Genomic DNA, 18,735 nt, shown 5'->3' on the forward strand with positions numbered 1-18,735 from the left:
CAAATATTTTTTAAAATTTACGATTCATATATTTTATTATATTTAGATATCTTTATGTGAAAGAAAGTAAAAGCCATCAAAAATAAGATGGCTTTACTTGTTAGTCTATCGTTTCAACTTCACGTGGATTTTTCATCTCTTCAACATACACAACTCTAAATCCATGATCTTCTAAATCCTTTAGCAATGTTTCTAATTCACTATCTTCAAACTCTTCTCCCAATGTAAACATTATTCTACGTACTAATAAAGCATCATTATCAAAAGTCATTAAGCTTTGAATACCAGTGTATTTCTTTAGCACTGTCGATAATTTTTGAATGGCCCCATTATAATCTTGTGTTCCAATCATGACAGAATATTTACTAGAATGGACTCCCCATGCATCTTCTAATAGTTCAAAAACTTTTTTATGAGTTAAAATACCAAGGAAGACCCCTTTTTCATCAACTACTGATAAATACGGTAGTTTTTTAATTGTAAAAAATACTTTAAAGAAGGAAGAGTCTTCTCTCACGTACCCATTTTTATCGTTCAATAATTGTAATACATTATCTTCAAGTGAACCTTTATATTCTAAAATATCTACTTTATATACATTCCCTAAAAACTTCTCTTTTTTTTCATCTAAAACTGGTACACAACGATACCCCGTTTTATTTAAATGTTCCAGCGTTTCCCTTATCGTAATTGAACTTGAGCAAAACAAAACTTCCCTCTTTGGCACATAATTCCCTTTAATCCTCATAAAAAAGCCTCCTTATGCTAAAATACTTTCTGTGCCATAACTATATTATATTTTCAGAAAAAAATAAATATATTATTTTATTTTTCTGAAAATTATTCATTTTTTCGTCATAATTTATTCATGAATCATTCACTTGTACTCTCTTCAGCATCAAAAATCCCTTCTGAATTCTGGATCACTTTACTGCATCATTGTACGGACCTAATTGCTTTTTAGAAAAATAATGATTTGTCTCCTTACTTTTCATTAACATATTTCCTTTTATAATTAAAAAATAGGTAGCTACTAGAAAATAGATCAGCCCTAATATCCAATCCAAATTTGTAGCCAGATTGTGTAAAAGAACATATCTCATATATGCATAACCAATCGGAACATGTAGTAATACAACCGCACCTAATCCCGGATTGTATATTGTTTTAGCTTTTATATTCGCAAAAATACCATGCCATATGAATTGAAAAAAACCCATTAAAATAGGTGCCATCCCAAGCCATATTATATTTTGAAAGAAAACCGGAAGTAAATAAAAAACATACGCAATCAAAATATTTATTACCATAGCAGATTGCGTATTTAATGGATAGCGATCTGGTATATCACTTTTAAATATAACTACATTAAACAGACCAGCGAAATAACCTGGCCAACGATACTCTTCAAATTGATGCACTAAAATGGCTACAAAACTTAACGCTAACAGTACTTTTATTTCACTTATTTCTCCCAAATTCGCGACTAAACAAACAACGACAACAATAGCCACAACTAACCCTATATCATACCAATGCTTTCTAAAGAAACTAACCATCTCTATCACCCACTATCTCAATTTTTATAAAAATAGCGTTCAAATAGGAAATCAATCTGTTTTTCTATAGGCAGTACTCTGATATCTGCTCCTGATTCAAGAATTGGCATCATTAATGCTGGAAGAAAAATGGATCCAAATATTTGCACTGTCATCATCATTAAAATTTCCTGATCCGCTTCATTTGTTATTTCGCTCAAAATATTCTTCACTTTACTAAAACCTAGCCTCTTCAAAAAATCTCCATATTCGTATTGAGATGTAAATACCGTAGTTCCCATTGCAATAATCTTCCTGACTAACTCAGGATATTGCCGAATTACTAGTACATAATCAAATAAAAATATTTTTAATCTTTCTTTCGCTGGTACTGTAATATCATCTAAAATAGAAAAAGTGCCTTGGAAGCTAATTAACAAAACTTTAATCGCCTCACTAATCAACTTTTCTTTTGAACCAAAATGGTAATTTACAAGCGCAATATTTACATCTGACAATGATGCAATTTTCCTTATCGTTACCCTTTCAAAACCTTCGTTTTTAATTAACTCCAAGGTTGTATTTAAAATCTTTTCTTTCGTTGATATGTTTTCATTTCCCCCCAACTTATCTCCCCCTCTAGAATTTATCGATTAAACAATGATTTAAACACTGTTTAACTTTATGGTATCACTTTCCAATTTGAAAAATCAATTTAATCCTTTCGACATTTACCTACATTTCTTTTCATTCATCCCATACAAAAAACGTGAAAATGCTAAACTGTTCACGTTTTTTGTATGGATGCTGTTATATACCCTCTCCTGCTTTATATTCCACACATAAAATAAATTTCTAAAAATAATTTAAAACTATCCATATACCAATAGGTAAAGAAAAATATATTGTAACTTCCCCTGAAAAAAGCTAAAATAAGAATAAGAATTTTCTGAATATTCTAAGAGCAGGTGATTGTATGTCCTTATTGCGCTCACATATATGTAAATTTATAGCCGGTGTTTTGATTATTTTTGTCATAAGTCCCCTTCCAGCATTATTCATTACACATAATTACTCCTACTTAACTGGATTTGTAAGCATTTTTCATAATTTAGCACAGCCTTCTTCCATTTCAATTCCCACAATTGATTGGATGCATGAGCCTATCCTTTTCTCAGCAAATCAGCTTGTACATACACAAAATATACTACATATCTCTAACCATTCGTCACCACTGTTCCCCTACATATGGGAAATATATTTTTTATCAATCGTTCGTTTCACATTCACTCTTGTAATCGGTTTCTTTATAAGTCTAGGAATTGGCCATCTATTTTTAAAAGCACCAAACTCATTAAAAAAGTGTAGTTCTTTATTTCGCTGGATACCGTATTCTTTTGGCACTGTGATATTACAATGTTCAGTCCTATTATCACTTCTCTACATATCTAAATTCATAAAGTTTCCTTTCTTCTCTTCTTTTATCATCGTATGTAGCACTTCTATGATAATCGTTATGCAAGCAATTAAAAAATGGCTACCGTTCTTAAATACTACTAATGAATACGAAATAAAAAATTCATCTTTCCTTGTTGATACGTTATTTATTGCGCTTACTTCCAATCATAAATCTATTTTGAGTTCCATTATTCTTTCATTCGTTTTTATGGAATGTATTTTTCATACAAACGGACTATTACAATTTATCGTCCAATTTGGTAGAAATGCACCTATAGTTGTCACAATTGGTTTATTACTACTTTATATTCCATATAGCATCTTATCGTTTCTCCAAGCTTTATGGACAACAAACCACTCTAAACAAAACACGTATACTTTAACTAGAAGTATTTCGAAACCATAACATAGAATAACCGTCTACTTAAATTAAAAGTAGACGGTTATTCCTATTATATAGAGGACAAAATAACAGCAAATTAAAAAACTACTATAGAAACCTACCATTATTTACCCATTTTCTTTGACTAATCTTTTCATTTGGATTTATTATAAAAGTATAACATAATTACAGGAGGTGACATCTTTATTCCAAATTAGGAATAAAGAACACACTTGGACATATTAAATATTTTTCTCATCTTTATACTTATCCTTATTTCTGGTTTTTTCGTTGCTTCAGAATTCGCTGTCGTAAAAGTACGAAAAAGTCGAATTGACCAGCTTGCTAATGAAGGTAATAAACAAGCATTAGCTGCAAGAAGCGTTTTATCTAACTTAGACGTTTATTTATCCGCTTGTCAGCTTGGCATTACTATCACCTCTTTAGGACTTGGTTGGCTTGGTGAACCAACTGTGGAACATTTACTGCGACCACTATTTGAAAAAATCAATATTACTGGAACAATGGCTAACACGTTATCCTTTATTATTGCTTTTAGTGTGATTACTTTTTTCCATGTTGTATTAGGCGAGTTAGTTCCTAAGTCTTTCGCAATCCAAAAAGCTGAAGCAATCACATTAAAATTTGCAAAACCACTTATTTTATTTGATAAAATTATGTATCCGTTCATTTGGCTTCTCAATAGTGCAGCTATATTTTTCACAAAATTACTCGGTTTAGAGCCTGCGAAAGAAAATGAACTTGCCCATTCCGAAGAAGAACTACGACTCATTTTAGGTGAAAGCTATAAAAGCGGCGAAATTAATCAAACCGAATATAAATATGTAAATAATATTTTTGAATTTGATGATCGTGTTGCTAAAGAAATTATGGTACCTAGAACTGAAATGGTTTGTTTATCTACTGAAAATACGTTAGAAGAAAATATGAAAATCGTTGCAACTGAAAAGTATACACGTTATCCTATTATTGAAAAGGATAAAGATGATATTATCGGAATGATAAATACGAAAGAGATTTTTCATAATCAAACAAAAGGCATTTACAAACCACTTGATGCCTACATACATCCTGTTTTAACTGTATTTGAAACAGTTCCCATTCGTAAAACGTTAATACACCTCCAAAAGAACCGCGTACAAATGGCGATTGTTATGGATGAATACGGCGGAACTGCTGGCCTTTTAACGATGGAGGATATTCTTGAAGAAATTATCGGAGAAATTCAAGATGAATTTGACGCAGACGAATCACCAATGATTGAAAAGCGTACTCCTAGGCTTACTGTTTTAGATGGGAAAGTACTCATTTCTGAAGTAAATGATATGTTTGGCCTACATATCGATGAAAGTGATTTAGATACAATTGGTGGTTGGCTTCTCTCTCAATCAATTGATTTAAATATTGAGGCTGGCTATTCAGTTGAATATGATGGTTTTCAATTTAAAGCATTAGAACTTGATGGGCATCAAATTAAAAAGATTGCTGTACATAAATTAGATACTACAAAGGAGCTATAAAGTGACTGTTTTACTAACAATTTGTATCATTGCTTGTTTCATTGTTTCATTTCTTGCCTTTATATACCCCATTATCCCTGGCATCCTTGCCGTATGGGCTGGCTATTTCATTTATCATTTTGGAATAAACGGCGGAGAGTTAACGACATCTTTTTGGATTATTCAAGTCATTTTTACACTCTTCATTTTCGTTGCTGACTTTATTGCAAATGGATACTTCCTAAAAAAATATGGAAGTACAAAATCGGGCGAACGTGTTGGTATGGTTTCTATCATTGTCGGATCGTTCTTCTTCCCACCATTCGGGCTTATTATCATACCGTTCTTATCTGTATTTATTACGGAACTAATGCATAAAAAGGCGCCAAAAGACGCCCTTTTAGTCGGAATTGCAACTGTTGTCGGTTTTTTAAGTAGTACAGTAGCCAAGGCCATTCTCCAAATCATTATGATTATCATCTTTGTATGCTATATCATTTTTTAGCCATCCCTATTTTGGGATGGTTTTTTAATATGAAATACCTACTCGGCTTTTCTCGTATAAGCTTTTATTACGTAAACTCCATGTAAACTGAGCTGTATCACCAACTGTGATTTTCGATCCATCTGTTGGCAACATATCTTTTTCAGTTCGATATACACCTGTTACATCACCATCTATTAAATGCGTCGGACAAACAACAGTCCAACATAGTTTACTATTATTCAGCGCTTCATAAGCAGCTAAATGATCTTCCGCAGCTGTTGTCATTTTTCTTTTCGATTCTTTTGATTGGAAACGATATATACTTGGGTTTGTTCGTGCTTGTAAAATACCAGCAGTTCCTATTGTAACAATTTTCTTTATGCCCTCTTCTTCCATTTGCTTTATAATAATCGGTACACTCTTCTCTAACGTCCCATTCCGATCAGTTCCAAGAGCACTAATTACAATATCACATCCTTTAATCGCTTCCTTTATATCATCTCCGCTTAATACATTTCCCTTAATAACTTGCAACCTTTCATGCTCTATTTCCACTTTACTCAAATCACGAACTAATACCGTTACTTCATATGAATCTTGTAATGCCAATTTCATAATTTGTGATCCTACTCTACCTGTCGCTCCTAATATGCATACTTTCATATATTATCCCCTCTTCAGTTCTTTCTCTCTATTTTTCCCTAATACATACAAATATACAACAAAAAAGCTTCCTCGTTTATGTGAGGAAGCTCTATTATTTATTTCTTTTCTTTCGAATCAGAAGACTTGTCTGTTCCGCTTGTTTCTTTATCTTTCTTTTCATCTTGCTGCGAAGTTGTGTCATCCTCTTTCTTTTTATCCCCATCTTTACTACAACCTACCATTAATAAAGAACTTGCAAGTGCCATAGCAGTTAATGACTTAACCCATTTGTTCATTTGCGTTTCCTCCCTTTGATAGAATATGTACAATCCCATATTACTCTTTTTTTTTAAAGGGAAGATTTAAAAATAGTAAAGATACAGTAAACTTTTGTAAATTTTCGGATAACATAGCCAATCTTTAATCCTCCCATTCTAATTAGACATAAAAAAACTAAGGCGCCTTTCATTCCACCTTAGCTTTTCACGCGAATTTTTCACTTTCATATACATGTTTAATCTTATATTCCTTCTTCACAACATATTGCCAAACACTATAAGCATAACGATTCATTTTCACAAAACAATTTTCCAGAAAAGAACGAAACTCCGGATTCGCAACTTCTACTGCCACTTGAGCAAACTTTAATGCTAATCGTTTCAAATGTGTAATATAACAAATAGCAATCCCAGTATCCCCTGTATACTCATTATCTGTTTCCCTATCCATTTCAGTAAATTCCGGCCACATTTGTTTACAAGTTATATGTTGTATATTTTCTCCTTCTTGAAAATTCACTTGTTCATTATATGCTTGTAACATATACGGCAAATGATGCTGCAAAATATCTTTTAATTCTTCATCTCGAACCTTGCTCGTGTATTCTCCAACTTTATATATAAGTGTGTAACTATATGTCATCAATTCTTTCATACAATCCATTAAAGCGCCTCCCTTCCTATTTCATCTCTATACTATAAATATGATGCGATAACATTTGATATTCTTGCTAGAAACCAATCCCATCTACTAATTTTCTCAAAATCTTCTTCAGAAAATCGTTTTGATTTATGAAAGTCTTCTTTTAATCGACTCCAGACGTCAGCAACGACTGTCTTATCATATATGAAACAGTTAGATTCGCTATTTAAGTAAAAACTTCTATTATCAAAATTTGCTGTACCAATATCAACCATTTCCTCATCGATGATTGTTACCTTCCCATGAAAAAATCCATTTCGATATTGATAAATCTCCGCTCCAGCATCTAACATGTCTTTCAAATAAGGATAGGCAGCCTGTTTTAGCAATACTGCATCACTTTTAAATGGGACGAGGATTTTTACATGGACACCACGATTTAATGCATCTTTCAGCCCCTTCACCATTTCTTTACTCGGTACAAAATATGGTGTAGCGATAATTAAAGAATGTTTTGCCTTCTTTAAAAACGCTCCATACTCCTTCCATAAACCTTTTCCATTCGAAAATACGTATTGATATTTTACATTTCCTTGTACAGGTAACTCTTGGTGTATAGGAAACTTTTCTCCCGTATCTTCTTGCCAATCTTCCGCAAACTTCCGTTCCATATCAGTAGCTCCATTCCCTTCGATGCGTACATGATAATCACGCCACGGACCAAATTTAGGATCCTGTCCAAGATATTCCTTTCCGATATTGAAGCCACCAATGTACGAAACTTTCCCATCTATAGTAACAATGCGTCTATGATTACGTTGATGCAAAGAATAAAATAAGTTTTTTAATTTAGGTTTTTTACTAAATGTAAACTTCACGCCTTTTTCTTTTAATTGATTAATTATCTTTTTCTTAAGCTTATATCCGCCAATGCGGTCTACTGACAATTTCACATCTACTCCGCTAGATGCTTTTTTCTCTAATAACTGTAAGAATTCTTTACTTACCTCATCTTTACCTACAATATAAAAATGAATATATACATTCTTTTCTGCACGATTTATATCCTCAAATAAGCTTCTATATAACTCATCACCGTTCGTATATACTTGAAAATCCCCTGATCGGATTTTTTCTAATTCATATCCACTAGCCATTTTCTTCCCCATTTCCACATCAACGTTCATCCATATGAATACACCTATAAAACAAATTATTACAATTAAAAAGTGCTTCATGGATACGTTCCTTTCTCTAACTACTGTTATTCCTATATCTTTCCTTTTTTAAAACATTATCATACAAAAAATATGTCATTGCATGATATACGTCCATATCAAACAGGAGCTCATCTGCATATTGTATGTTGTATCTTAAAATAAAAGGAGGAAATAACAATGGGCTTCGCACATGGTAATGGATTTGCGCTACTAGTCGTATTATTTATCCTCTTAATTATCGTCGGTGCTGCTTGCTTCTGCTAAGCAGTTATTGTAGTACGATATGGGGATGAAAAAACTATAAAAGCGGACACCTATTTTTAGGTGTCCGCTTTTCATTTCAAAAATCTCCTAACCTATTACAAAATAGTACCACTAGGAAAGTATTTCACATCAAAAAGTTAGCAGTGTAGCTACCTTCTTACTCTCTGCCTTACGAATATGGCGCTGTTCTGCACGTGACACAGCAATTCGATGCAATTCTTTCTCCTCTTCTGTCTCAGGGATAACACGCGGTACAGGAACTGGATTATTCTCCTTACTAAGCGCAACAAAAGTAACGAATGAAGTTGCTGCTACACGTTTTTTACCTGAAATTAAATCTTCTGCTACTACTTTCACAAATATCTCCATAGAAGTTCTTCCCGTCCAAATTACGAAAGATTCATAACTAACACAATCTGAAGAACGTACTGGATGTAAGAAATCTACCCAATCCATAGACGCTGTGACACATTCCATTCTCGAGTGTCTCGTTGCTGAAATTGAAGCAACCATATCCATCTCCGCCAATATCTTTCCACCAAATAGCGTGTTATGATCATTTAAATCCGTTGGAAATACTCGACTCGTTTTAAACACCCTTGATTCATTAGCTGTTTTACCCTTTACTTCAGTCATTGTTATCACCCCTTTAATTATTTATCCCTAATATCCCAATATACACTACACCTCATGAACTACACGTTTAATATTAACAATTTTTAGAACTTTTAGTCCATAAAAAAGAACCGATTTTATCAATCGGCTCCTCTAAATACATATTGTTCTTTCGGCTGTTCAACTTTATTCCATTTCGTTACTTCTAACACTGGAATATTCGCATGAAACGGCTGATAAAATTCAGTTGAAATTTCTCCCTCTATCTGAATCCAATCATCATTTTTCCACTCTACACCTTCTGGTTTTTTAACTAACATACCATATACACCCGAATCGGCAACACAATGTATAATGCCGAAACGGAATAAGAAATATTGTTCCTTTTTAGAAGAATCATCTCGGAAAACAAATCCTTTATAAGACAGGGTTTTACCAGTAAATTCACCAGGATAATTATAAATTGTCTCCATACCCTTTAAGAAATCTTCATCTTTTAAAGTGATATTGTCTTTCGTTACAAACTCTTTCTTCCCTTTTTCCATTACACCACGGTATCCTTCTTTCCCGTAATAAATGCTCGTGTCAGGTCTTAGAAATTGCCTTGTCATAAATGGATCTTTACTTTCTGCTTGCGCTACTGGAAAATGGAATCCCTTCGCCTTAACAATATCGGAATCTAATGTTGCAATTGGGAAAAACAATCCTGTAATGATTGGAAAACAGAATAACGTGTAAGAAAACACTTTTTTCCACCATGTATTCTCATCTTTCGAATGATCATGCCCACAATGACTATGATCACAACTACAATCATGCTTCTCTTTTTCTTTTTGATGTTCTTTTTGGAAAACGATAATAATTTGTACAATCGTTAAGAAACCTAAAATAATAGCTGCAGTTTTTGATAAATAGGCGTACTTCATATTTATATACTTCGTAATATTACCGGAAATATGAAGCTGTCCAATTAAAATTGTAAAGCCTAATAATATATATGCTCGAAACATAACCTACCACCCCATCGCATAAATGAGTAGTGAGCTTGCATAAACAACAAGTGTAACTGTAACCGTCACAACAATTACAAATTTCGTTTTAAACGTTGCAAGCATCATAAACATATTTTTAATATCCACCATCGGTCCATATACGAGGAACGCGACAAGTGACGCTGTTGAAAATGTACTTTGGAATGACGAAGCAATAAACGCATCCGCTTCTGAACAAAGTGATAATATGTAAGCAAGCCCCATCATAACAGCTGGTGAAGAGAACGGCCCTTGTCCTATAGCAAGAAGTGTTGAAGTTTGTACGAACGTTTGAACTGCCGCTGCAATTAACGCACCTAATACTAAATATTTTCCCATCGAGAAAAATTCCTCAACAGCATGCGTACATACATCCCACATTTTTTTACGTAATGGACGCTTATGATTCACTTCTGGGAAGTGATCATCTCGTAATTGATGTTCTTTAAACATAAATGATAATATAATTCCAACGATAATTGCTACGATAATCGCTACAATAGAACGATACCATACCATGTGCATACTACTTCCAAAGGCAACGTATGTTGCAAATAATACGACTGGATTAATGATTGGTCCAGTTAACATAAATGCAATCCCGGCATAGGGCGGAACCCCTTTTCCGATTAATCGCCTTACAATCGGAACGATTCCACATTCACAGCCCGGAAACATCATCCCTAAAAAAGTAGCCATTAAAACAGACAGAAATCGATTTTTCGGCATCCATTTTGCTACCATATCTTCTGTTACAAACATTTGAATGAATCCTGAAATAAATACACCAATGAGCACAAAAGGAAGTGCTTCGATCAATATGGAGATAAAAATTGTATTCATTTGCAGGAATGCTTTCGGTAATTGAAACAATTCCATGATGTATTTCCTCCAACTTTTCATTAACAATATGTAATTTTAACCTCATTTTATGAATTGGACAAGACTTATACGGAATTCACCCCTTTCATATACATTACATTTTATAAGTTATATTCTATTCAAAATTTAGGATTTCATAGCAAAAAAGCTGCTCTAGCGCAGTTACACAACTATGCTAGAGCAGCTTTCTTCTCGTTAAAAGTAACGTTTCTTCCAAAAAACAAACGCTAATGTGAAAGATAGTGTTACACATATTATGAGTACAATTACAAAACCATGTGCTTCCCCTTCAAACGGAACCTTTACGTTCATTCCAAAGAAACTAGAAACCATCGTTGGTAACGATAAAATGATTGTAATAGACGTTAACAGTTTCATAACACTATTTAAATTATTTGATATAACAGAGCTAAAAGTATTCATCATTCCACTTAAAATGTGACTATATATTTCCGCCATTTCAATAGCCTGCTTATTTTCAATTAATACATCTTCTAGTAAATCTTGATCGTCTTCATACATTTTTAAAAATGTACTGTTACGCATTAATTTTTGAATTACAATTTTATTCGCCTTTAATGATGTTGTAAAGTAAACTAAACTTTTTTCAAGGCCTAGCAATGTAAAAATTTCTTTATTTTTCATCGACTTATTTAATTGGTGCTCTAAATCGATTGTTTTTCTGTTAATTTGCTTTAAGTATCTTAAATAATAAGTAGAAATCGTATATAAGAGCTGAAGTGCAAAGCGCGTCTTTTTAAACGTATAAAATTCTTTAATACGTTGATTAATAAAGCGTTCAAAAATTGGATTTTCTTCTAAACAAATTGTCACAAAGCAATCTGGCATTACAATCATACCTATTGGAATCGTGTCATAAATCGAATTTCCTTCTTCATCATGTCTAACTGTTGGAATATCCACGATAATTAAAGTATTATTGTCTTCCTTTTCAATACGAGAGCGTTCTTCATCATCTAAAGGGTCTTTAATGAAATCTAAGTCTACATTTAACGTTTGTACTAGATATTGAATTTCTTCTTCCGTTGGATGAAGTACATTAATCCAGCAACCCTTTTGCATTTCCTCAACCTCTTGTAGTTTTCCGTTTCGGTCTGTTAAATAAATATTTAACATACTATCACCCCGATTCTTTTTACATGTAGGAATCTACCTCTCTTACATAACAGTTTTTGAACCGCCATTCTCAGCATATGAAACATACGTTTAAATTTCAATAGAAAAATTATTTTGAAAACGTTTTTATAAGAAAAATATTCTAAACAAAGAAAAAGACAGAGTGCTCTCTGCCTTAAAAAGCTTATGTTGCCTTTATAACATATTTAGAAAGCATCCACAAGTTAAAGCCAACTGAAATCGTATAACCAGCGTATGTTGAAATAATAAAACTTACATAATCGAAATACGGAAGCAATACGATATTTAAAACTATCTTCACAATAATACCAATTACTAATCCTAGCACTGTTTTCTGTTGTTGATTAATTCCTTGTAACATCGCAGCTGTTACTGTAAAAAGCGAAAATAGTATACAGGCAGGAGCATAATACTGCAAAATAACTCTCCCCATCTCCGGATCATTTCCGGCACCAAATAAAAGAGTATATACTGGTTTTGCTAACAACATCATTCCAATCGCCGCTGGTACCGTAATACCTACTACTAATACATTCGTCCTCGTAAAATGTTTGTACAGTAACTTCACATTCCCTGCTGTATAGGCTTTTGTCATCTCAGGTACGAGAGACATACTAAAAGCAGTCGCAACGGAAACCGGGATAAGTACAACCATCTGGACAAGACCAATTATCGCATTAATCTTCTCCGCTTCTCCTTGCATATACCCTATTTGTATAAGTAGTTTATTAATTGTAAATGTATCAATCGTCTGATATAACGGAATCGCTAATCCAACTACAACGAAAGGAATAGAATATGTAAACAGTTCTCTATACAACGAAAAAAAAGTTTTCGTCGTTTGTGGTATACTGGCAATCTCTTTTTTCTTTAAATGTTTTCTCCTTCTTATATAATACGCACTTAAAACACTTAATCCACCTAGTGCTCCCATAAATGCTCCAAACGTTGAAATACCAACTGCCAACGAAACAGAAGCTTTTATAACATATAAAACTACAAAGCTTCCTATCAAAATAGTTAAGACCCGAAAAAATTGCTCTACAACTACACTGAGCGCAGAAGGTCCCATAGATTGAAAACCTTGAAAGAAACCACGTAACAAGCTCATTACAGGAACGAGTATTAACGCAAAACTTACAATTTGAATATTGTGCGTGACAGCTACCACACTATTCCCCGACTGATCATTTCCATCAATCACAAGTTTAGCTAAATGTGGTGCTAACATATATAATGCTAAACAAGAAATAACGCCCATAATGACCATAAAAACGATACCACTCTTTAGCACTCTCTTAACAGTGTGATAATCATTGAGTTGATCATATTTTGAAACCATTTTTGAAACGGCAAGTGGTAATCCCATCGTTGCAATACTAAGCATAATTGTATAAGGACGGTATGCATACGTATATAATACGTACCCACTCGTACCCACCATTGCTGTAAATGGTATAACATATATAAACCCTAACATTTTAGATATCATCGTTGCCATCGTTAAAAATATCGTTCCACGTAAAAACGGTGATCCTTTCATCACATTCCCCCGCTACGCTTTATTATTACACATTATGGACAACTCCTTTTTTTTAGAACTGAAACAATAAAAAAAGCCAATGAAAAATCATTGACTTTAACGCGCTGCTTTTTTCTTTTTTAAATACTTTAAACCGAAGTATAGAGCAACAAAGAGAACAGCCCCTATAATTATGTAATGTGTGTAATCAGATGCATACTCTTTAATGTGTCGCCAATTTCCACCAAGCTTTTCACCTAAGTATATAAATAGTATTGACCATGGAATAATCGCAACTACTGTATATAGTGTAAATAGTTTTAACGGCATTTTAGCTAATCCTGCTGGAATAGAGATTGCATGACGTACTACTGGGATAAAGCGTGCAGAAAAGATTACTCCTGCTCCGTAACGCTTAAACCAACCTTCTGCTATGTCTAAATGGTGTTTATTAATAAGTAGATATTTCCCATATTTCTCTACAACCGGACGCCCTCCGTAATATCCAAGCCAATATAAAAAGATTTGCGCTAAAGTACCACCGATTGTTCCAGCAATAACTGCACCGACAAAGCTAATTTTACCATCTGCGACTAAAAAGCCAGCATACGAAAGTACAATTTCACTCGGGATAATTTCAATCATTAAAGCTAGTGCTACTCCAAAGTAACCTAGACTTGCAAAGAATTGCAATAACTGATCTATTATGCTTGCTAACATTTTATTTTCTATCTCCTTTTTTCTTCACATACCATCCCATTATTACATAAAGGTCGCATTCTGCCAATATCTTCATTTCAACAATAGCATCGGCATAAGCATTATTAATCTATTAATGTTTCTTTTTGAGGTTCTTTCATGTAGGCAAACATTTCTTTAATTTGCTCTTCTGTATTTCTAGCAATCGATAAATTAGGCAATTCATTCTCACCAAAAAACTCCACATCTTCTGTTTCAATACTAGTTTTCTTTTCGCCACCAATAATCTTACAGCCAATAAAAATTTTATATACATGTGTTGCTGAAGGCGATGGTTGATGTTTTTCTTTATCAAATATAGCGAGTAGCTTAAAATCATCTACTTCATAGCCCGTCTCCTCTAAAACTTCTTTTGCTGCTACTTCTGTTGGCGTATAACCAACATCAGCCCATCCACCTGGCAATGCCCATTTCCTATCACTTTTTTCTTTCACAAATAATAGTTTTTCATTTTGAAAAATAACTGCCCGTATATCAACTTTAGGTGTTTGATAGCCTGTCTCACTTGCAAATAAATTCTCTACTACTTCCCAATCTGTCTTTGTGTAATGTGACATCATCGAGATGGAAATATCCCGTAATTGTTGGAAACGCTCTATATCATACACATCCTTAGAATACGTTAAACCCGCTTGAGCTATAGATTGTATTTGTTTTACCCAATCAATCCACTTGACCGTCATGTTTCCACATCTCCATTCTTTATTAAGTAAATATTACGTCAATTCAATTGATACATCTTTATTATACAAAAAAAGAGATTGATAATGTTCCAATCTCTTTCAAAATTAATCCAATTCATGTAAGTGGTCTTGTATATACTTCCTTCTTTTATTTATATATTCATCAATCATATCAGCTTCTTGATCAAATGTTTCTAATTTTTCTTTCATATATGGATCTTGTAGTAAATATGGACGAATCGATTCACACAAACCTTCTACTTTCGACATCATAAACGAAACGGTAAATTGTTCTTCTAATATTTCTTCCAAAATACTTCGGTATTGTTTTCTAAATACAGGTATATCTAACAATCTTGCACTTAACGTATTATAACCTTGAATACGAATATATTCATGATTAAGTGGTCTCCCTTGTACATCTCGCCCCCAAGTCGCATCATAATCCCACGGTATCACTTCAAATAAATTTGTCTCATCGTTATGATATAGTGCATAGTTATGAACGAAACCATCAAAGTTTTGCGTAAAAATAACTCCAGCTAACCATCGTAAATATTTATCTACATGTAGAAACTTCCCGATTTCTTTTTCATAATCTTCCCTCGACAAAGTATTCGCTTGAAATACAAATTCACTCAGTTGTTCTTCACTATTTTTATTCGAATATTTAAATTCATAACCCGCAAAGAGCTCTGTCTTAACATCTTTATCTCGCTCACTCATTAACGAAAAATTCGCATCATCATCTATCGCATAATAAATAGAACCACTCGGTAACCCTCTATTTTTCAAAAAGTTTTCATCAACTGATTCTAACTGTAAATACACACCTTGAATTTGACCATTAATTTTTATAAATACATGTTGTGATTTTGGCGAAAGTACACCAATATCATGAAAAAAATCTAAAGATAATTTATTTCGTATGAGAGACGGATCCATAAACTCAGAATTCAAATGAAACTCTTTCGCGCCTTGAAATTTTTTCGGTTTATAAAACATAACATGATAAGACTTTTTCTCAAATTCGCGAATATGAGCCCCTCGGTATACGATATCAATGTCATACTTCTTTTTTCCATAAGTTAATTTTGCTGGCACTGGACTATCTGACCAAATGTCCTTTTTCAATTCCACTAAGTACATTGGATGAACAAAAAAATCATATGAAGGCAGCATGTTTTCTCATCCCTTCTCAGTTCTCTTCATTCAATGTATGCGCCTTGTCTTGTCCATACATCCGCTATCATCTATTTATATAAAATTACACTCTTGTCCTGTTCAGAAAGAAGTCGAATCTCATATCATGTTAAGGAAAAAGAATACCTTTTCAATTTAACACTCGATAAGGAGGATTTCTATGAAACGTGATATTAGAAAAGCTGTTGAAGAAATCAAAAGTGCTGGTATGGAGGATTTCTTACACCAAGATCCAAGTACTTTTGAGTGCGATGATGATAAATTCTCTCATCATAAATGTACAACAGGGTGTAAATGTACAACTGGGCGTAAATGTACAACTGGGCGTAAATGTACAACTGGGCGTAAATGTCCAAGAACAAGATGTACTCGCGTAAAACATTGTACTTTCGTTACAAAATGTACTCATGTTAAAAAATGGACGTTTGTTACGAAATGCACTCGTGTACGTGTTCAAAAATGGACTTTCGTTACAAAAGTGACGCGTAGAAAAGAATGCGTTTTAGTTACAAAACGTACTCGCAGAAAGCATTGTACGTTCGTTACAAAATGCATACGCTTTGAAAAGAAATTTTTCTGGACAAAACGAAGTTTCTGTAAAAAATGCGAATTCTTCCCTCACGGACACGGTAGCTCTTGCGATGATGATTGTGATCATGGTAAAGACTGTCACGATGACGGGCACAAATGGAATGATTGCAGAGACGGACATAAGTTCCCATCTTGCAAAAACAAGAAATTCGATCACTTCTGGTATAAAAAACGTAATTGCTAGTTTTTTATGTCCACCAAAAAAGGTCGCTTTGCGACCTTTTTTACGTTTACTGAAAATGACTTATATCTGCAAATTGTTTTACTTTACCACGGTTTTCATCAAATTCAATCACACTAAGGCTCGCGCTATGCATAAATGGCTCTTCCCATACATGTTCAATTTCAAAACCTGCAAAATGCCCTACGAGTAATTTCGCTGCTGCAGCATGAGTAACTATTAAAATATTTTCTCCTTTATGCTTTTCTAAAAGAAAGTGTATCCCTTCAATTACTCTTTTATGAACGGCCGCAAAGTTTTCCCCTGATGTTGACTGAAAAAGATGTGGTTCATTCCAAAATAAATGTACTTCTTCTGGATATTGCATTTCCAAGTCAGCAATTGTTTGCCCTTCCCATATCCCCATGTTTATTTCATAGAAACGTTCATCTTCTATAATTGGCAGATCGCGTTCCCCTTTAATCAATTCAGCAGTATGAAGCGTTCTTTCGCTTGGACTACTATATATGGCATGGAGTGGTAAATCCTTCATACGCTCCCCTAATTGTTTCGCTTGTATCATACCATTCTCTGTTAATGCTGAATTTTTCCGTCCTTGCATCCGCCCTGCTACATTCCATTCTGTCTCACCGTGCCTTGTTACATATACCGTTGTCTTCATTTCAGCCCCCTTACCATTTTGGCCGCGATTCCCACGGCTCTACTCTCCCTACAATCCATTCTGTGCATTTACTTTCAATTCCTTTTATAATTCCGTCAGCAATCTCTTCATGAGTAAGCCATCTTGCATATGTATCTTCTAAAATAAACCCTAATATAATTCTATAATAACTACATAATGTCCCACCTATTTTTTGTGACTTCGTACGCGATGCACTACTACCTAATATATGAAATAAACTATACTTTTCCGATGACAATTCAACTTCATTACAAATGAGTCGTAATGCATGCTTTGCACTAGAGTGTATCCAGGCAACAACTAATGTTATTGGACCATTTTGTTCAATTGTATTTGTAATAGATTGCTTTACATCATCGTCATTTTGATAATCTAAAGGAAGGCACGTAATATTTCCCGGTACAGAACTCACTTGCTTAACATTTTCCAATTTCGTACTATCTCGTCCAATAATAGAAACATGAAACCCTTGATCACAAAGCCACATAGAAACTTTCTTTAGCATTCCTGTTCCACCAATTACAAGCGCATGCAACTTCTTCCCCCCTTAGTAAAATGTCATATGAGGTTTCTCATCTCTATAATAATTTAGACGGCCTTGTAACGTCCCTGAATGAAACTCAAATTTATGACCATCAGGATCAACAAAATATATAGACTCACAATCTCTCACATCACGCTCTCTTCCTTGTAAAATATGAACATTATTTTCTTCTAACCGATGTAACAGGCGTTCAAAATCTTTTTGTTCAACAGAAAATGCGAGGTGCGTATAAGATTGATGAATCTCCTTTCTCGGAATATGTGTTTCTTCATTAAGCGCTATCCATACTCCACATATATTAAAATATGCAAGTTTTCTCCCCTTGACTAATAATTCTCCTTCCAATACTTTCTCGTAAAATGTAATAGAGTTTTCTAAATTGGACACTGAAAAACAAAGATGATTGATTCCCTTTAACAACTCTAATTCCTCCTATACAAATAAAAGAT

At 33.7% G+C, this 18,735-nt stretch carries 23 protein-coding genes; 5 read left to right on the plus strand and 18 right to left on the minus strand.

The features are described from left to right. Window positions 1–100: 100 nt before the first annotated feature. The 3 genes from cbpA to MR066_RS13785 form a co-directional block, all read right to left on the minus strand. Window positions 101–748 (minus strand): cyclic di-AMP binding protein CbpA, encoded by a 648-nt coding sequence (cbpA, locus tag MR066_RS13775; protein WP_002086040.1) that lies wholly within the window; start codon window positions 746–748, stop codon window positions 101–103. Window positions 749–923: 175 nt separating this feature from the next. Continuing rightward, window positions 924–1,568 (minus strand): HXXEE domain-containing protein, encoded by a 645-nt coding sequence (locus MR066_RS13780; RefSeq protein ID WP_002148541.1) that lies wholly within the window; start codon window positions 1,566–1,568, stop codon window positions 924–926. A gap of 8 nt (window positions 1,569–1,576) precedes the next feature. Then, window positions 1,577–2,164 carry a TetR/AcrR family transcriptional regulator gene (locus MR066_RS13785; protein ID WP_002012456.1) on the minus strand — a complete coding sequence of 196 codons (588 nt, stop codon included), beginning with the start codon at window positions 2,162–2,164 and terminating at the stop codon, window positions 1,577–1,579. 350 nt (window positions 2,165–2,514) lie between these two features. On the opposite strand from MR066_RS13785, the gene MR066_RS13790 reads away from it, so the two are divergent. The 3 genes from MR066_RS13790 (at window position 2,515) to MR066_RS13800 (ending at window position 5,403) form a co-directional block, all read left to right on the plus strand. After that, window positions 2,515–3,402, plus strand: coding sequence for a hypothetical protein (locus MR066_RS13790; protein ID WP_002189374.1), 888 nt, complete (start codon window positions 2,515–2,517; stop codon window positions 3,400–3,402). Between the two features lie 209 nt (window positions 3,403–3,611). Beyond that, window positions 3,612–4,919: a hemolysin family protein gene (locus MR066_RS13795; protein ID WP_002086044.1), complete on the plus strand. Its 1,308-nt coding sequence runs from the start codon at window positions 3,612–3,614 to the stop codon at window positions 4,917–4,919. Window position 4,920: 1 nt separating this feature from the next. Continuing rightward, a complete protein-coding gene (locus MR066_RS13800; RefSeq protein ID WP_000217328.1) occupies window positions 4,921–5,403 on the plus strand; it encodes a DUF456 domain-containing protein in 483 nt (160 codons plus the stop codon). 24 nt (window positions 5,404–5,427) lie between these two features. On the opposite strand, the gene MR066_RS13805 is transcribed toward MR066_RS13800, so the two are convergent. From MR066_RS13805 to cls, 4 genes are all read right to left on the minus strand, one after another. Continuing rightward, complete coding sequence (locus tag MR066_RS13805) at window positions 5,428–6,048, minus strand: NAD(P)-dependent oxidoreductase (protein WP_242247484.1); 621 nt, start codon at window positions 6,046–6,048, stop codon at window positions 5,428–5,430. 98 nt (window positions 6,049–6,146) lie between these two features. Then, complete coding sequence (locus MR066_RS13810; protein WP_002065008.1) at window positions 6,147–6,326, minus strand: hypothetical protein; 180 nt, start codon at window positions 6,324–6,326, stop codon at window positions 6,147–6,149. A gap of 187 nt (window positions 6,327–6,513) precedes the next feature. Next, the gene (locus MR066_RS13815) at window positions 6,514–6,972 is read right to left on the minus strand and encodes a spore coat protein (protein WP_113938290.1); all 459 of its coding nucleotides are present in this window, start codon (window positions 6,970–6,972) and stop codon (window positions 6,514–6,516) included. 32 nt (window positions 6,973–7,004) lie between these two features. After that, window positions 7,005–8,189: a cardiolipin synthase gene (gene cls, locus MR066_RS13820; protein WP_113938289.1), complete on the minus strand. Its 1,185-nt coding sequence runs from the start codon at window positions 8,187–8,189 to the stop codon at window positions 7,005–7,007. 159 nt (window positions 8,190–8,348) lie between these two features. Between cls and MR066_RS13825 the strand changes: the two genes are divergently transcribed. After that, complete coding sequence (locus MR066_RS13825; RefSeq protein ID WP_000505094.1) at window positions 8,349–8,435, plus strand: YjcZ family sporulation protein; 87 nt, start codon at window positions 8,349–8,351, stop codon at window positions 8,433–8,435. A gap of 129 nt (window positions 8,436–8,564) precedes the next feature. On the opposite strand, the gene MR066_RS13830 is transcribed toward MR066_RS13825, so the two are convergent. The 8 genes from MR066_RS13830 to cotH all read right to left on the minus strand — a co-directional run bounded on the left by MR066_RS13830 (window position 8,565) and on the right by cotH (window position 16,267). Then, entirely contained in the window at window positions 8,565–9,071 is a 507-nt protein-coding gene (locus MR066_RS13830) for an acyl-CoA thioesterase (protein ID WP_113938288.1), read from the minus strand. A 119-nt stretch (window positions 9,072–9,190) separates the two neighbouring features. After that, window positions 9,191–10,060, minus strand: a complete 870-nt coding sequence (locus MR066_RS13835) for a TIGR03943 family putative permease subunit (RefSeq protein ID WP_002012447.1) — start codon at window positions 10,058–10,060, stop codon at window positions 9,191–9,193. Between the two features lie 3 nt (window positions 10,061–10,063). Next, window positions 10,064–10,960 (minus strand): permease, encoded by an 897-nt coding sequence (locus tag MR066_RS13840; RefSeq protein ID WP_000418724.1) that lies wholly within the window; start codon window positions 10,958–10,960, stop codon window positions 10,064–10,066. 198 nt (window positions 10,961–11,158) lie between these two features. Beyond that, the gene (locus MR066_RS13845; RefSeq protein ID WP_000932392.1) at window positions 11,159–12,100 is read right to left on the minus strand and encodes a magnesium transporter CorA family protein; all 942 of its coding nucleotides are present in this window, start codon (window positions 12,098–12,100) and stop codon (window positions 11,159–11,161) included. Window positions 12,101–12,284: 184 nt separating this feature from the next. After that, on the minus strand, window positions 12,285–13,664 hold the full coding sequence (locus MR066_RS13850; RefSeq protein WP_002086052.1) for a putative polysaccharide biosynthesis protein: 1,380 nt from the start codon (window positions 13,662–13,664) through the stop codon (window positions 12,285–12,287). Window positions 13,665–13,760: 96 nt separating this feature from the next. Next, the gene (gene uptA, locus MR066_RS13855; RefSeq protein ID WP_000881203.1) at window positions 13,761–14,363 is read right to left on the minus strand and encodes an undecaprenyl phosphate transporter UptA; all 603 of its coding nucleotides are present in this window, start codon (window positions 14,361–14,363) and stop codon (window positions 13,761–13,763) included. A 104-nt stretch (window positions 14,364–14,467) separates the two neighbouring features. Further along, entirely contained in the window at window positions 14,468–15,085 is a 618-nt protein-coding gene (locus MR066_RS13860) for an NUDIX hydrolase N-terminal domain-containing protein (RefSeq protein WP_061675463.1), read from the minus strand. Between the two features lie 105 nt (window positions 15,086–15,190). Next, window positions 15,191–16,267 carry a spore coat protein CotH gene (gene cotH, locus MR066_RS13865; RefSeq protein WP_242247485.1) on the minus strand — a complete coding sequence of 359 codons (1,077 nt, stop codon included), beginning with the start codon at window positions 16,265–16,267 and terminating at the stop codon, window positions 15,191–15,193. 181 nt (window positions 16,268–16,448) lie between these two features. Here cotH and exsB point away from each other — a divergent pair, with 181 nt between their 5' ends. Continuing rightward, complete coding sequence (gene exsB, locus MR066_RS13870; RefSeq protein ID WP_002086058.1) at window positions 16,449–17,063, plus strand: exosporium protein ExsB; 615 nt, start codon at window positions 16,449–16,451, stop codon at window positions 17,061–17,063. Between the two features lie 46 nt (window positions 17,064–17,109). Here the strand turns inward: exsB and MR066_RS13875 are convergent, their stop codons facing one another. The 3 genes from MR066_RS13875 to fosB are packed head-to-tail and all read right to left on the minus strand — an operon-like array spanning window position 17,110 to window position 18,706. Beyond that, complete coding sequence (locus MR066_RS13875) at window positions 17,110–17,721, minus strand: phosphoserine phosphatase 1 (protein WP_002012438.1); 612 nt, start codon at window positions 17,719–17,721, stop codon at window positions 17,110–17,112. Window positions 17,722–17,731: 10 nt separating this feature from the next. Further along, window positions 17,732–18,277: a short-chain dehydrogenase gene (locus MR066_RS13880; RefSeq protein ID WP_242247486.1), complete on the minus strand. Its 546-nt coding sequence runs from the start codon at window positions 18,275–18,277 to the stop codon at window positions 17,732–17,734. Between the two features lie 12 nt (window positions 18,278–18,289). Next, window positions 18,290–18,706: a FosBx1 family fosfomycin resistance bacillithiol transferase gene (gene fosB, locus MR066_RS13885; RefSeq protein ID WP_242247487.1), complete on the minus strand. Its 417-nt coding sequence runs from the start codon at window positions 18,704–18,706 to the stop codon at window positions 18,290–18,292. Window positions 18,707–18,735 lie beyond the last annotated feature (29 nt).

The organism is Bacillus cereus group sp. BfR-BA-01523, from assembly GCF_022662615.1.
GTDB lineage: Bacteria > Bacillota > Bacilli > Bacillales > Bacillaceae_G > Bacillus_A > Bacillus_A mycoides.

Excerpts from the sequence above, each read along its gene's own strand:
- MR066_RS13830 (WP_113938288.1), bottom strand. The coding sequence starts at position 9,071 with ATGACTGAAGTAAAGGGTAAAACAGCTAATGAATCAAGGGTGTTTAAA.
- MR066_RS13805 (WP_242247484.1), bottom strand. The coding sequence starts at position 6,048 with ATGAAAGTATGCATATTAGGAGCGACAGGTAGAGTAGGATCACAAATT.
- exsB (WP_002086058.1), top strand. The coding sequence starts at position 16,449 with ATGAAACGTGATATTAGAAAAGCTGTTGAAGAAATCAAAAGTGCTGGT.
- MR066_RS13845 (WP_000932392.1), bottom strand. The coding sequence starts at position 12,100 with ATGTTAAATATTTATTTAACAGACCGAAACGGAAAACTACAAGAGGTT.
- MR066_RS13815 (WP_113938290.1), bottom strand. The coding sequence starts at position 6,972 with ATGGATTGTATGAAAGAATTGATGACATATAGTTACACACTTATATAT.
- cls (WP_113938289.1), bottom strand. The coding sequence starts at position 8,189 with ATGAAGCACTTTTTAATTGTAATAATTTGTTTTATAGGTGTATTCATA.
- MR066_RS13850 (WP_002086052.1), bottom strand. The coding sequence starts at position 13,664 with ATGAAAGGATCACCGTTTTTACGTGGAACGATATTTTTAACGATGGCA.
- MR066_RS13840 (WP_000418724.1), bottom strand. The coding sequence starts at position 10,960 with ATGGAATTGTTTCAATTACCGAAAGCATTCCTGCAAATGAATACAATT.
- MR066_RS13835 (WP_002012447.1), bottom strand. The coding sequence starts at position 10,060 with ATGTTTCGAGCATATATATTATTAGGCTTTACAATTTTAATTGGACAG.
- MR066_RS13860 (WP_061675463.1), bottom strand. The coding sequence starts at position 15,085 with ATGACGGTCAAGTGGATTGATTGGGTAAAACAAATACAATCTATAGCT.
- cotH (WP_242247485.1), bottom strand. The coding sequence starts at position 16,267 with ATGCTGCCTTCATATGATTTTTTTGTTCATCCAATGTACTTAGTGGAA.
- MR066_RS13790 (WP_002189374.1), top strand. The coding sequence starts at position 2,515 with ATGTCCTTATTGCGCTCACATATATGTAAATTTATAGCCGGTGTTTTG.
- cbpA (WP_002086040.1), bottom strand. The coding sequence starts at position 748 with ATGAGGATTAAAGGGAATTATGTGCCAAAGAGGGAAGTTTTGTTTTGC.
- MR066_RS13875 (WP_002012438.1), bottom strand. The coding sequence starts at position 17,721 with ATGAAGACAACGGTATATGTAACAAGGCACGGTGAGACAGAATGGAAT.
- uptA (WP_000881203.1), bottom strand. The coding sequence starts at position 14,363 with ATGTTAGCAAGCATAATAGATCAGTTATTGCAATTCTTTGCAAGTCTA.
- MR066_RS13825 (WP_000505094.1), top strand. The coding sequence starts at position 8,349 with ATGGGCTTCGCACATGGTAATGGATTTGCGCTACTAGTCGTATTATTT.
- MR066_RS13810 (WP_002065008.1), bottom strand. The coding sequence starts at position 6,326 with ATGAACAAATGGGTTAAGTCATTAACTGCTATGGCACTTGCAAGTTCT.